Genomic DNA, 13,950 nt, shown 5'->3' with positions numbered 1-13,950 from the left:
TGATTTCTATTGTGCTCATGAGTCCGCCTGCAGCAAGGCATTGTAGACATCACGGCGCGCGATGCCGAGCCGCTTGGCCGCCTCGCGCATCGCGTCCTTCTTGCTGAGCCCGCTCTCCATGAGTGCATGGCAGAGCACGACGGGGTCTTTCACCGTCTCCTCTTCCGGCGCCTGTTCGCCCGAGAAGCCCTCGACGATCAGCACGTACTCGCCGCGCGGCTCCTGCTCCTCATAGTACGAGCAGAGCTCCTGCAGCGTGCCACGGCGGAACTCCTCATAGCGCTTCGTGAGCTCGCGGCCGAAGGCGGCGCGGCGCCCGCCGCCTAGTACCTCAGCGAGCTGGCGCAGAGTCGCGCGCAGGTGATGCGGTGCCTCGTAGAAGATCAGGGTCTCGCGATGGCCCTTGACCTCCTCGAGGACTTCTTTCTGCTTCTTGGCCGTCTTGGGCAGGAAGCCGACAAAGGTGAAGCGCGTCGTGTCGAGACCGGAGCAGATCAGGGCCGAGAGCCCTGCATTGCAGCCCGGCAGCGGCGAGACGCGGATGCCCGCCTCGATGGCGAGCATGGCGAGGTGGCTGCCCGGGTCGCAGATGCCCGGCAGTCCCGCATCGCTGACGCAGATGAGGTCGTGGCCCTGCAGCAGCCATTCGATGAGCTCCGGCCCTTTCGTGAATTTATTGTGCTCGTGGTAGCTCGTGAGCTTTGTGTGGATGTCGAAGTGCGTGAGGAGCTGACGCGTGTGGCGCGTATCCTCCGCCGCAATGAGCTCCACCTCGCCGAGCATGCGCACCGCGCGGTACGTCATGTCCTCGAGATTGCCGATTGGCGTCGCGCAGAGGTAGAGCGTGCCTGCGGCATCCGTTCTCTTCTCATCTTCTTGTTGCTTCATGTCTCTTCTCCTGCATCCTGCATGCCGTAGATGGCCAGGATCTCCTCCGTGTAGCTGCCGTCCTCCCGATGCACGATGAGAGGCGGCATGACCTTGAGGCCGCCCGGCGCTGCGCCGACGACGGCCTCGATGAGCATCATGTTCGGCGCCTTGTCCGCCTTCGGCTGCACCATGCGCAGCCGCTTGGGCTCCATCTGGTGCTCGTGCATCGCGACGATGATCTCGCCGAGCCGTTCCGGCAGGTGAACCATCGCAAAGCGGCCGCCGAACTTCAGCGCGTAGCGCGCCGCGCAGACGACGTCTGTAAGGGTTGCTGTGAACTCATGGCGTGCGCGCGCGACGCCGCTCATCTTGTTGACCTGGCCGTGTGCCACAGGGCGGTACGGCGGGTTGGCCAGCACGACGTCGAATGACTCCGCCGGGTAGAGCGAGCGGATGGCCCGGTAATCGCCCTCTTTGACGGCGATCTTCTCTTCCAGCTCATTCATATGGACATTGCGCGCGGCGAGCTCAGCCATGACGGGACTTATTTCCACTGCCTCGACGTGCGCGACTTCATCCGCTATGAGCAGCGGGATGACCCCCGTGCCCGTGCCGAGCTCCAGCACGCGCTGCCGCGAGCGGTAGCGCGGGAAGTGGGCCAGAAGGACCGCATCGAGCGAGAAACAGAACTCCCTCGTATTCTGGATGATCTTGCGGCCACTCCTCATAAGGTCATCGAGCCGCTCGTGCTCGCCGAGCGCGACTTCTCTCATGACGGCTGGTCCTGGCGGCCCGCATCCTTCGGCTGACCGCCCTCGCGCTTCTCGCGCGGTGCCTTCGGCCGGCGCGCATTATGCGGCCGGCTCTGGCGTTCGCCGCTGCGGTTATCGCGCGGACGGCGGCTGCGGCGGCTGCGCGTGCCGTGCTCTGCGCCCTGCGCTGCGCTCCCGTTGCCATTCCCGTTCCCGCTGCTGCGGACACTGCGCTCGCGGCCCTCGTGCGGGCGGCGTTCTCTGCGCTCGCGTCTCGGACGGCGCTCCTCGCGCGATTCGCGCGGCTTGGCATCAGGCTCCTGCTTCTCAGGCGCCTTGCCTTCACCTTCCTCGACCTCAATCTCCTGCTCGATGACATCTTCCCACGCGGCGACGACCGTGCGGCTGTTGTCGAGCAGGATGGTCGCCGTGCGGCGCTGCTGGTTGAGCGAGATGACCTTGCCCTCGCCGTCCACCGTGACGACGCGGCCGCCCTGCTGCGGCGGCTGGACCCGCTTCTGCTTCTTCGGGCACTCGCCGCAGTAGCAGTCGCTCTCGTACTTGAGGCAGCACATGAGGCGGCCGCAGATCCCCGAGATCTTTGTCGGGTTCAGCGAGAGGTTCTGTTCCTTGGCCATGCGGATCGACACGGGCTCGAAGTCCCCGAGGAATGTCGCACAGCAGAGCGGCCGGCCACAGCAGCCGATGCCGCCCATCATCTTGGCCTCATCGCGCACGCCGATCTGGCGCAGCTCGATGCGCGTGCGGAAAACGGAGGCGAGGTCCTTGACGAGGTCGCGGAAGTCGATGCGGCCGTCTGCAGTGAAGTAGAAGATGATCTTGTTGAGGTCAAAGGTGTACTCGACGTCGACGAGCTTCATGGGCAGCTTGTGCTCGCGGATCTTCTTCTTGCAGATGACGCGCGCCTCTTTCTCATGCTTGCGGTTGTCCTCGACGCGCTGCATGTCGTGCTCGTTGGCGATGCGCTGGATGACCTTTAGAGGCTGCGCATCCGGCGCGAGCTCGACTTCCTCCGGTCCCGTGACCACGCGCCCGCATTCCATGCCGCGGGCGGTCTCGACGATGACGTGCTGTCCCCTGGCAATCGTGAGCTGCCCCGGGCTGAAATGATAGATCTTGCCCGCTGTCTTGAAGCGGACTCCGATGATTGTCTCCAAATTGTTCCTCCTAGTATATATCAACACGCGCGCTTCACGCTATCACGCAATCGCGCGCACGGATCAAGAAGCCTTCCATCAGAAGGCGAAGATTGACATTGGCCTGCAGGCGGCGCTGCACCTCACGGACCTCGGCTAAGAGCGCGAAGACGCGGCCCTCCGGATACGTCGGCAGGAGTGCTAAGAGCTTCGCGCGGATGTCCCCGTGGTAGAGCAAGGGGCTGCCGCCATCCTCCGCCAGCACGAGCAGGTCGCGCAGCAGCATGTTGAGGTACAGGAAATACTCGCGCAGTGATTCGCGGTCGCGCGCACCCATATCCGCGGCGAGTGACCAGACGCGCTCCATGTCAAACGACGGCAGCTGCGCCAAAAAGTCGAGCGCCTCATCGCGCAGGTGCAGGCCCTCGTGTTCGTGGAGCAGGAGCGCCCGGCCGAGGCTGCCGTCCGACAGAGCGGCAAGCTCCGCGGCCTCCGCCTCCGGCACATCGTGCTGGAGCAGCACAGAGCGCATCTCCTGCGGCGAGAGCATGCCGAAGGCCACGGGCATGCAGCGCGACAAGATCGTGTCGAGCAGGGCGCTGCGTGCGCTCGTGACGAGGATGAAGGTCACAGGACCTTCCGGCTCCTCGAGCGTCTTCAAGAGGCTGTTCTGCGCCGCCTCATTCATGCGGTCGGCATCGTCGATGAGCACGGTGCGCCGCTTCGCGAGCACCGGATAGCGCGAGACCTGCGTCTGCATCGAGCGGATGGCCTCGATGCGGATCTGCGCAGCCGACTTGCCGTTCTGCTCAGGCACGACCTCGAGGTAGTCCGGATGCGAGCCGAGCTGCATCGCGCGGCACGACTCGCAGTGCCCGCAGGGGCCGTCCTCCGCATCGCAGAGGATGGCCGCGGCGAGCACGCGGCCGACCATGCGCTTGCCGATGCCATCCGGCCCTGTGAAGAGCAGAGCATGCGGCAGACGGCCCTCGCGCAGCATCGTACGCAGCGCCTCCTTCTGCTTCTCATGACCTGAAATCGTATCCCATCGCAGTTCCATCCCGATTGCCTGCCCCTTCCATGCCCCCGATGAAGTCCGTCAGGGTATTCATTTCATTATATCGTCGTACCGGTTTTTTCGCAATGGCACCCCGCAAAAAGACCGCATGCCGGCGTGTCTCAACCGACATGGCTCAATGGTTCACAGCGGCCTCGCTGCCGTGCACCTTCTCGTGCACCTTGCCGACATAGCCGTCCGGCAGGATGTGCATGTCGACGAGGATCTCCTGCACGCGCACGGCCGCATAGAGGTTGAAGCGCACATCGGGGTCACTGAGGTCGCGCATGAGCAGCTGCTCGATCTTATCGCTGCGGTAGCGCACCGTATTGGCGTGGACGAAGAGCTCTGCCGCCGTCGCCGAGTAGTTGAAATTCGTCTCCAGCAGCAGCTTGAGCGTCGCCAGGAGGTCGCCTTCGTTCTCACCGTCGTATTCGAGCAGGCGCCCGAGCGCTGAGCGGCAGAACGCGAAGGCCGACTCCACGCCGCCAGCAAAGATATTGCTGAGGATGCCGCAGTCCTCGTAATAGCGGAAAAAGCCGCGCTCGTGCTTCGTCCTGCCGTAGGACAGCGTCATGCGCGCCTCCTGATAGCTCCGCTGGAGTTCAGGCAGCTTGTGCACGCTGCCGAGGCCGCAGTCGACCTGTACCTGATGGCGCTTGGAGAAGTCCTGCTGCCAGTCCTGCAGCATCTGCTGCATGCCCGCCGTGTGATCGCGCAGGGCCGGCTCGAGATTGCTGTCCACGTCCGGCATGATCACGAGGCCCCTGCCCTGCCACGTCAGTGGACATAGGATGGCATCAGCGTAGCGATGCGCGAGCTGCAGTAGGCTGCCCGTGAAGTCCACCTCCATATCCGAGATGGACTGGTCTTCGAAGTCCACCAGCATCACGCGATACGTCTGGGCTGCATCGAGGTCGATGCCGTTCTGGTGCAGCAGGTCCTCGAGGCGGTACTGGGTACTGGCAAACGCCTTCGTGAGGATCTGGTCGGTCACGCGCCGGACCTCCTGACCGAGGTCGATCTGGCTGCGCAGGAAATACGAGAGTGCCAGCCGCACTGGCTTCACCTTCTGGACGAGTCCATCGATCTCGTCCTCTGTCGTCCGGCTGATGAACAGGAAGAGACGCAATTCTTCCTGTGGCAGGCTCGTCTGCAGCACGAGCAGGCGCCGGTCATGCATGTAGTAGTACTGTTCGTCTTGAAACGATGGCATATGGCAGAGGATTTTGCGGATGGACTCTGCCACGGGAATCCGTTCCGGATAGAATTCCCTGCCATTCCCTGCGACGAGGAGGATTGGTTTGCTCAGAATCTTCTTTAAATAGCGGCCGAGTCCGTCAGCACCCTGAACGATACTCGTCTGCAACAGCTCATATGACTTTTGATCCAAAGTATGTTCACCCTTTTCGAAAACCTTTCTCTACATTATAGCACAGGAATTCCCTCGAACTGAATAGCCCGCGACAAAAAGGAGTGCAGACCCTGCGGCTGCACTCCCGGATAAAACGATTCAATTTTTCTTGTCCCTGTGCGGCAGATAGCGGTCGAACAGCGCGATGACGCGGTCCGAGGCCGGCGTCAGGAGCATCCAGCTCAGGACGATGCTGCAGATGGAGCCCGAACCTACGACGACATCCGTCAGCCAGTGTGCGCCCGACATGATGCGCGGCATCGAGAAGACGATGACGACGAGTAGGCTAGCGGCAAAGGCCCTCTTGCCGAAGTAGCGCAACATGTAGAACGTGAAGATCAGCAGCATCATGCCGTGGTCGCCCGGAAAGCTCGTGCTCGACCAGTCCTTGGCCGGCCAGCCCGTGAGCTCCGAGACGCGCAGCACGGGCACGCCCTGCAGCGTGAAGAACTTCGTCGCGCTCGGCCGCTCAAAGCCGAGCATCATGTCGAACTGCTTGGCGATCACGGCCGTCACGAGCATGGTCAGGCCGATGCAGAGCATCCAGCGCCGCCCCTTAGCGTCCTGCAGCCGGTAGTAGTGGTAGAAGATGCCAAGCATGAAGAGAAACGCCACGGCGTCGAACGGCCGCAAGTTCGTGAAGGCCACCAAGTAGAGCAGGGCCTGGCTCTGCCCAATCAGGTGATTGAAGAAGAAAAAGACCGATTTGTCAATCTCATACCAAAAGCCTGCCTGTCCAGGCAGCAGCCAGCTCGCAAAGAGCAGTATGCCAAAGATTGTGAAGCCCAGCACCCCGAGCCATCGTTTTGTTGTCAAGAGAATATCCTTCTTTCTAACGTTCTAGCATTCTCGCAATCCTGCCATGGCGAGCACGTCATTTGCTGCTGCGCTTAGCGCGCACATAGCGCAGGGCCGAGAGCCCGGCCACTGCGCCCTCGTGGACGGCCTTTGCGACCTGCAACAGGCCGCCTGTGCAGTCGCCCGCGGCGAAGAGTCCCGGCACATTCGTCGCCTGCTGCGCATCCACCTTGACGTCCGTGCCGTCGAGCATGGCACCGATCTTGCGCGCGAGCTCCGAGCTGCCGGCCGTGCCGATGGCGAGAAAGATGCCGTCGAGCGGCAGCTCTGTGCCGTCCTCGAAGCGGACGCCCGTGACGCGGTCGCCGCCCTCGACAGCGGCCAGCTTCTGCGTACGGACCTCGATGGCATCGGGGACAGGTACTTGGAGCGGCTCGCCGTTTGTCAGCAGCATGACCTTGCCGGCATGCGGTTGCAGGACCTGCGCTTCGTGCAGGGCATACTCGCCCGAGCCGATGACCGCGACCTGCTTGCCGCGGTAGAAGAAGGCATCACAGATGGCGCAGTAGCTGACGCCCCTGCCCTCAAACTCAGCCACGCCGGGAATCGGCAGCGTACGGCGCGAAGCACCGGCGGCGAGCACGACGGCCGGCGCTTCCCATTCGTGTTGCTGAGCCTGTGCTTTGAAACCATCGAATGTGTCATTGAAGGAGAGCGCTAAGAGCTCATCCTCGACAATCTGCACGCCGAGCCGCTCGGCCCCCGCTGCGCCGCGGCGCAGCAGCTCCTTGCCGGAAATCGGCTCAGCAAAGCCGTAGTAATTCTCGATCTTCTCGGTCTTAGCGAGGCCGCCCGTCTCGATGCCCTTCGTCACGACCGTCACCGCGAGGCCGCCGCGCCTCGCGTAGAGCGCCGCCGAGATGCCAGCCGGGCCCGCGCCGATTACCAAGAGATCTGTCTTCTCCGTCTTCATATTGAGACTTCCTTTCTAAAAATCATCATTCAAGATGCAAACTGCCAATCTGCGTATTTTTTCAGTATAGCAGGCAGAAGCCCCAGCTTCCGTGAGCCAGTCACAAGCATCTCAGTCTGCGCGGATAGCCCAGCGCAGCTTCGTCGAGTGCGCGCGGCTGTTCTCGTAGCACTCCTCGCGGCTCGGGCGGATGACCTCACGCGCGATGTCGCGGTAGATGCCCTGCTGATGGAACGCCTTGAACGCCTTCTTGACGATGCGGTCCTCACCCGAGTGGAACGTCAGGATGGCGACGCGGCCGCCCGGCGCCAGCGCATACGGCAGCTTCTCCATGAATTCGTAGAGGACCTCGTACTCGTGGTTGACGTCGATGCGCAGCGCCTGGAAGACGCGTGCACTGCTCTTGCGGATGACATCGCGGCGGTCCGGTATCTTGCCCGCTGCATCGCGCGGCAGGTGCACCTTCTCGAGGGCAGCCTCGATGACCGCGTAGAGCTCGCGCGTCGTGCGGATGGGCCGGTGCTTCTCTGCGCGGACGATCTGGCGCGCGATGGCCTCGGCGTACGGCTCGTCGGCGTTCTCCTGCATCATGCCGACGAGCTCTTCATAGTCGAGCTGGCGCAGGCGGTCCGCCGCCGAGATGCCCGCCTGCGGATTGAGCCGCAGGTCGAGCGGGCCATCCGACTTGTAGGTGAAGCCGCGCTCTGGATTGTCGATCTGCATGGACGAGACGCCGAGGTCCGCGAGCACGAAATCGAACGGGCCGACTTCTTCTGCCAGCTTGTCGATCTCGCAGAAGTTCATCTGGCGGCGCTCCCAGATATCCGGGCCAAAGCCCTTCGCGCGGATGCGCGCCTCCGTCTTTTCAGACTCAATGGGGTCGACGTCGCCGCCGTAGAGATGACCTTTGCCCTCGAGCTTCTCGAGCATCGCGAGCGTGTGGCCGCCGTAGCCGAGCGTCGCATCGAAGCCGCGCTCGCCCGGCTTTATCGCGAGAACCTCGAGGATCTCCTTGACCATGATGGGGATGTGCGTGCCGGCCGGCGTGTTGCCCTTGGCGCGCACATGGGCAATCTCCTCCCCGTACTTCTCCGGATTGAGCTCCTTGTACTTCTCCGCGAAATGGCGCGGGTAACGGCCGCTGTAATGGATGCGCCGCTTATGCGGCTTCTCCTGCTGCTGTTCATCATGACGTTCCATAATCATGCCTCTCTCTTTCATCTGTCCTAGTTTTACTATAGTAGTATAGCAACGCCGTTTCCCCGCTGTCAAAAAAATGTCTGCCAAGGTGTGCATTTTATCTCTTGACAGTCCTCCATAATCCCTCTATAATGTATTTCATATTAATCATATATGCTTTCAAAAGCCATCATTCATCATCCGGTTCATTTCCAAGAAAGAAGGTATACTATGTCCAATCCCAATAAAGACTCCGTCGACCTCGCCAAGGACGAGGCCCTGCGCCAGCGCAAGGGCGGCCAGGCGAAGCAAATGATCCTGTGGTTCGCCGCGCTGATCGTCGGCGCCATCCTCGGCTGGATGCAAGTCCCCGCCCTCAACGAGCTCTTCAACTTCGTCGCCACGGTCTTCACGCGCCTGTTCCAGTTCATCGCCGTGCCAACCATCGCCCTCGCTGTCATCACGACGCTCTCGGCGCTCGGTGCCAAGAAGGACACGGGCCGCATCTTCGCGCACGCCGTCACCTACACGCTGCTGACGACGATTTCCGCAGCTGCCATCGGCCTCGTCCTCTACCTCTGGATTGCGCCGGGCAATCTGCCGGCTGACCTCATCGGGGCCGGTGCCTCGGATGTCCCGATGCAGAAGCTCGGATCCCTCTCCTACTACGATCACTTCCTCTCCGTCATCCCGAACAACATGCTGCAGCCGTTCCTCGCTGGTAACGTCCTGTCGGTCATGCTGATTGCCGCAGCCGTCGGCCTCGCGCTCGCCTTCATGCCGAAGACGGAAAACCGCGCCGTGCTCCTCAAGGGCATCTACGGCCTGCAGGAGCTGCTCTTCACGCTGATCCGCGCCCTGCTCTGGGCTCTGCCGGCCGGCATCCTCGCCTTTGCCGCACAGCTCTCCTCGCAGATTGAGGCAGGCGTCATCGTCGGCGCACTCGGCAAGTACACGCTCGTCGTGCTCGGCGGCAACTTCATCCAGTTCTTCCTCGTCATCCCGCTCTTCCTGCTCGCGCGCGGCCTCAACCCGCTCTATGTCTTCCGCAAGATGGCACCGGCCATCGCCGTCGCGCTCTTCACGAAGAGCTCGGCCGGCACGCTGCCCGTCACGCTCGCCTCTGCTGAGGCACGCCTCAAGGTCAACCCGCGCGTCTCGCGCTTCGTCCTGCCGATCTGCACGACGATCAACATGAACGGCTGCGCGGCCTTCATCCTCGTGACCTCGCTGTTCGTCATGCAGAACGCCGGCTTTGACCTCTCGCTCGGCACCATGATCACCTGGCTCTTCGTCGCCGTCCTCGCCGCCATCGGCAATGCCGGTGTCCCGATGGGCTGCTACTTCCTGACCCTCTCGCTCATGAGCTCCCTCGGCGCACCGCTCGGCCTCATGGGTGTCATCCTGCCGATCTACACGATCATCGACATGATCGAGACAGCTGAGAACGTCTGGTCCGACTCCGCCGTCTGCGCGATGACCGACCATGACCTGCAGGGCAAGATCGAAGATTCCCGCGGCGAGACCGTCGAAGCCTGAGCCCGCTAAAAAACCATCCATCAGGTAATCTGATGGATGGTTTTTTTATGCCGCAGTATCAGCGCACTTTGAAGAGGCCCGGATTTGCCTCGGGCGTCAACGTCAGGATAAAGTCGCCGGCAGCGTACGGTGCAAGCTCGTAGGCGCTGAAGTAGACGCGGATGCCGCCCTCGGGCAGCATGGTCCAGACCGTGGACTTATCCCAGTCGAGGTACGGGTAGATGGACTCGAGCTGCGCGTCGATCGTGCGCCGGAACGTCTCATCCTCGCGCCCCGGGTACTGCGCGCGGAACGCCGCCGCTACAGCCGTCAGGAAGTCCCGGCGGCTCGCGACGATGTCGCGCAGCGCGATGGGCTCGCCTGTCCGGAGGTCCAGAGTCCAGCTCTGGTAGGCGTGATTCGGATGCGCGCCGCCCGTATAGGACTCCGTGCGCGTGCAGAAGCTAAGCACCTCCGCGTCGACACGCCCCCAATCTGCGATGACATGGCCCATGTAATAAGGCGCATACATCGGGAGGCCGTTCTCCTCGGTAAAGTGCACGGCATCGCTGAGCATCTTCTCGTCGCCTGCCCAGCGCGTGCGCTCCGCATCGTTCCACCGCGCGAGCGCCCGGCGCACATCATGGCCTGCTCCGTTTTTTGCAGCGAGTTCAAGGTATTTACCCGTGTAGAGCTCCCTGCCCTGATGATCCTTGAGCACCACCTCATGCTGGCGCACTGTCACAGGATCACTCCCGGTAACTTCCTGGATGTGCTCCTGTCTCTTGTCCGCTGCCGAGGCAGTTTCTGCGGCCTGCAGATAGTCCGGCAGCGCGCTGACCGCCGAGATCACGCTGCCCGCGCCGACGAGCAGGGCGACGGCCAGTGTGCGGCCGAGATTTTTCCCAAGATGTTTCATCAAAGTCACCTCTTTTCAAGATCATATTTTCCCTATCTTCTCACTGAGGTAATTCGCGTTCCATGCAAAAAACTCCTGCCAGCCCCGCTCATGCGGGGTGACAGGAGTTTTTTCAGTAGCGCTGGCGATCCTTGAGTGCGCGCTCGATCTCGCGCTTGGCGGCCTTCTCGTGGAGGTCCTGGCGCTTGTCGTAGTTGTGCTTGCCAGAGGCCAGTGCGATCTCCATCTTGGCACGACCCTGCTTGAAGTAGATCTTGAGCGGCACGAGCGTGAAGCCCTTCTCGCGCGTCTTAGCGAAGAGCTTGACGATCTCGGCCTTGTGCATCAGGAGCTTCCTGCGGCGCAGGGGATCGTGGTTGAAGATATTGCCCTGGTCGTAAGGGCTGATATGGAGGTTCTCGACGAAGATCTCGCCGTTCTGGATGCTCGCATAGCTGTCCTTGAGATTGGCGCGGCCTGCGCGCAGGGACTTGACCTCCGTACCCTGCAGCGCGATGCCCGCCTCGTATGTCTCATGTATGAAGTAATCGTGACGCGCCTTGCGGTTCTCGCAGACCGTCTTGATCCCTGCATTCTTTCTTCCCATTTATCTCACCTGAGTGGTCTTATTGGTCTTATTTATTCGAAGACGTGCCGCCCTCCGTCTTGCGGTGCGGGCGCGGGCGATGCTTTGGCGCAGCCTTTGCCTTCTCGGCACGCGATTCCTCGCGCAGCTTGCGCTCATGGTATCCCGGCGGGTCCGGCCAGACGGCGCTGTTGAGGCCCGTGACCGTGACGCGGTGGTAATCGCGCTCGCCGCGGCCATTCTCGCGGTCACGGCGCTCCTGGCGGTTGCCGGAGCGCTCGCCGCCCCGACTCTCGCGACGCTCTCTCCTCTCGCGCTTCTCATGCGGCGCACGCGAATTATGCTCTGGACGGGAAAGCTTCTCACCCGAGGCACCGCGGTTCTTCTTGCCGTGGCTGCGTTTCTTCTTCGCTGGCTTCTCCTCGCCCTCAGACGTCGGCAGGTCGGCAATGATGTCATCGATGGGACGGCGTGCCGGGCGCTTCTTGGCATCCTGTTTGCCGCCCTTGGCCTTATCGCTCTTGTCGTTCTTATCGCTCTTTGCCGGCTTCGGTCCCTTATTGCGGCCGCCGCGCACGGCGTTCTTCATGGCCAGCGGGTCGTAGGCGCCGTTGTCCTTGAGCACGAAATCGAGGTTGCGCTCCTCGACGTTCGCGCGCACGAGCAGGATCTCGACCTCATCGCCGAGGCGGTACGCCTTATTCGTGCGCTCGCCGACCATCGCGAACTGCTCCTCGCGGTACTCGTAGAAATCGTCGACCATTGTCGAGACGTGGACGAGGCCCTCGACGCCATTGTCGAGCTCGACGAAGATACCGAAGGCCGTGACGCCGCTGATGATGCCGGAGAATTCCTCGCCGACGAACTGCGCCATGTACTCGATCTTCTTCATGTCCGTCGTCTCGCGCTCTGCCTCGATGGCGATGCGTTCGCGCTCCGAAGCGTGATCCGCGATTTCCGGCAGCATCGTGCGCAGCTTCGCCTGGCGCTCTGCCGGGATGCTGCCCGTCGCAAACGTCTCGCGCAACAGGCGGTGCACGATGAGGTCCGGATAGCGGCGAATCGGCGAGGTGAAGTGCGTGTAGTAGCGTGCGGCCAGGCCGAAGTGGCCAAGGCTCATGTCGCTGTAGCGCGCCTGCTGCATCGAGCGCAGCGCCACCGTGCTGATGATGCGCTCCTCCGGCTTGCCCTTGACCTTCTCGAGCACCTGCTGGACGTCCATCGGCTTGATGTCGCCCGTCTCCGACTGGTGGACGAAGAGGCCGAAGGCGCCGAGCAGGTTGTTGAGGCGCTCGATCTTCTCGTCCGACGGCTGCTCATGCACGCGGTACATGAACGGCTGATGCTTCGTGTCCATGTGACGCGCCACCGTCTCGTTCGCAATCAGCATGCACTCTTCGATGATGGACTCCGCCAGAGAACCCTCGCGCTTAATGAGGGCGACAGGATGTCCTTTGTCATCGAGTTTGACCTTGACCTCCGGCACGTCGAAGTCAATCGAGCCACGGCGATGGCGCTTGGCCTTGAGGACATGGCGCAGCGCTTCGAGCGTCTCGAGCATCTCGCGGATGTCCTGGTTGTCCGAGACGAACGGCTCCGCCTTGTCGACGAGCACCTTGTTGACGATGTTGTAGGTCAGGCGGCGGTAAACGTGGATGACCGTCGGGATGATCTCGTAGCTCGTGACCTCGCCCTCCGGCGAGATCTGCATCTCGCAGGCCATCGAGAGGCGGTCAACGCCGGCGTTGAGGCTGCAGATGCCGTTGCTGAGCTCCTTCGGCAGCATCGGGATGACGCGGTCCACGAGGTAAACGCTCGTGCCGCGCTCGCGCGCCTCGCGGTCGAGCGGCTGGCCTTCGCGCACGTACCAGCTGACATCGGCGATGTAGACGCCGAGGAAGAAGGAGCCGTCCGGATTGCGGCGCGCAAAGACGCCGTCATCGAGATCCTTCGAGTCCTCACCGTCGACCGTGACGATTGGCAGGTCGCGGCGGTCGCGGCGCCCTCTGTACTCCTCCGGTGCAGGCTCCTGCTCTACGTTATCGGCTGCTTCCTGCACGTCCTCAGGGAACGTCTCCGCGAGGTCATACTGGCGCATGACGGAGAGGACGTCGACGCCCGGGTCGCCGACCTTGCCGAGTACCTCGATGACCTTGCCCTCTGCATTGCGGCGGCGGTCCGGCCACTTCGTGATCTCGACGACGACCTTGCTGCCCGTCTTCGCGCCGTGGAACGCCTTCTTCGGCACGAAGATGTCCTGGCTGAGCTTCGTATTGTCCGGCGTCACGAAGCCGAACGTCTTGCTGCTCTCGAACGTGCCGACAATCTTCTCGTTCGCGCGCTCGAGGATGCGGATGATCTCGCCCTCGCGCGAACGGCCTTCTTCCTGTGCCGGCGTCACGCGTGCGACGACGCGGTCGCCATGCATGGCCGTATTGAGGTCCGCACCCGGCACGAAGACATCCGTCTCCTCTTCCGACTCGCGCACATCCGGGATGATGAAGCCGAAGCCCTTGGCCGTCATCGAGAGGCGGCCAACGACGAGGTGCATGCGGCTCGGGATGCCGTAGAGGTCGCTGCGGTTCTTGATGATTGCGCCCTCTTTCTCCAATTCCTCGAGCACCGCATCGAACTGCACGAGCTCTTCCTGCGTCAGCTGCATCCCTTCCGCCAGGTCCTCAGCCAGCAGCGGACGGTATGCCTCCTCGTGCATATACGCTAAAATTCGTTCTTTTAAATCCATACTCT

At 62.4% G+C, this 13,950-nt stretch carries 12 protein-coding genes; 1 reads left to right on the top strand and 11 read right to left on the bottom strand.

What is annotated here, in order from left to right:
- Positions 1-15: 15 nt before the first annotated feature.
- The 8 genes from rsmI to rsmH form a co-directional block, all read right to left on the bottom strand.
- On the bottom strand, positions 16-888 hold the full coding sequence (rsmI, locus tag MITSMUL_RS07275; RefSeq protein ID WP_005841368.1) for a 16S rRNA (cytidine(1402)-2'-O)-methyltransferase: 873 nt from the start codon (positions 886-888) through the stop codon (positions 16-18).
- Positions 885-1,643, bottom strand: a complete 759-nt coding sequence (locus MITSMUL_RS07270) for a tRNA1(Val) (adenine(37)-N6)-methyltransferase (protein WP_005841367.1) — start codon at positions 1,641-1,643, stop codon at positions 885-887. Before MITSMUL_RS07270 ends, rsmI begins: the two co-directional genes overlap by 4 nt.
- Positions 1,640-2,800 (bottom strand): PSP1 domain-containing protein, encoded by a 1,161-nt coding sequence (locus MITSMUL_RS07265; protein WP_050751662.1) that lies wholly within the window; start codon positions 2,798-2,800, stop codon positions 1,640-1,642. The genes MITSMUL_RS07270 and MITSMUL_RS07265 overlap by 4 nt, the downstream gene beginning before the upstream one ends.
- Before the next feature lie 34 nt (positions 2,801-2,834).
- Positions 2,835-3,839, bottom strand: a complete 1,005-nt coding sequence (holB, locus tag MITSMUL_RS07260; RefSeq protein ID WP_005841364.1) for a DNA polymerase III subunit delta' — start codon at positions 3,837-3,839, stop codon at positions 2,835-2,837.
- A 133-nt stretch (positions 3,840-3,972) separates the two neighbouring features.
- Positions 3,973-5,229 carry a PucR family transcriptional regulator gene (locus MITSMUL_RS07255; protein WP_005841362.1) on the bottom strand — a complete coding sequence of 419 codons (1,257 nt, stop codon included), beginning with the start codon at positions 5,227-5,229 and terminating at the stop codon, positions 3,973-3,975.
- Positions 5,230-5,349: 120 nt separating this feature from the next.
- Complete coding sequence (locus MITSMUL_RS07250) at positions 5,350-6,066, bottom strand: phosphatase PAP2 family protein (RefSeq protein WP_040636019.1); 717 nt, start codon at positions 6,064-6,066, stop codon at positions 5,350-5,352.
- Between the two features lie 58 nt (positions 6,067-6,124).
- Positions 6,125-7,021, bottom strand: a complete 897-nt coding sequence (locus MITSMUL_RS07245; RefSeq protein WP_005841358.1) for an NAD(P)/FAD-dependent oxidoreductase — start codon at positions 7,019-7,021, stop codon at positions 6,125-6,127.
- A 111-nt stretch (positions 7,022-7,132) separates the two neighbouring features.
- A complete protein-coding gene (gene rsmH, locus MITSMUL_RS07240) occupies positions 7,133-8,221 on the bottom strand; it encodes a 16S rRNA (cytosine(1402)-N(4))-methyltransferase RsmH (RefSeq protein ID WP_040636018.1) in 1,089 nt (362 codons plus the stop codon).
- 210 nt (positions 8,222-8,431) lie between these two features.
- On the opposite strand from rsmH, the gene MITSMUL_RS07235 reads away from it, so the two are divergent.
- Positions 8,432-9,739 carry a dicarboxylate/amino acid:cation symporter gene (locus tag MITSMUL_RS07235; protein WP_005841354.1) on the top strand — a complete coding sequence of 436 codons (1,308 nt, stop codon included), beginning with the start codon at positions 8,432-8,434 and terminating at the stop codon, positions 9,737-9,739.
- A 58-nt stretch (positions 9,740-9,797) separates the two neighbouring features.
- Here MITSMUL_RS07235 and MITSMUL_RS12145 read toward each other — a convergent pair whose 3' ends face one another.
- From MITSMUL_RS12145 to rnr, 3 genes are all read right to left on the bottom strand, one after another.
- Entirely contained in the window at positions 9,798-10,637 is an 840-nt protein-coding gene (locus MITSMUL_RS12145) for an RsiV family protein (RefSeq protein ID WP_005841352.1), read from the bottom strand.
- Between the two features lie 112 nt (positions 10,638-10,749).
- On the bottom strand, positions 10,750-11,223 hold the full coding sequence (gene smpB / locus MITSMUL_RS07225; protein ID WP_005841348.1) for an SsrA-binding protein SmpB: 474 nt from the start codon (positions 11,221-11,223) through the stop codon (positions 10,750-10,752).
- 28 nt (positions 11,224-11,251) lie between these two features.
- On the bottom strand, positions 11,252-13,945 hold the full coding sequence (gene rnr / locus MITSMUL_RS07220) for a ribonuclease R (RefSeq protein ID WP_005841346.1): 2,694 nt from the start codon (positions 13,943-13,945) through the stop codon (positions 11,252-11,254).
- Between the last annotated feature and the right edge of the window lie 5 nt (positions 13,946-13,950).

Origin of the sequence: Mitsuokella multacida DSM 20544, from assembly GCF_000155955.1 — a bacterium.
In the GTDB taxonomy this organism is placed as follows: domain Bacteria; phylum Bacillota; class Negativicutes; order Selenomonadales; family Selenomonadaceae; genus Mitsuokella; species Mitsuokella multacida.
This window is presented reverse-complemented; position numbering and strand designations above follow the sequence as displayed.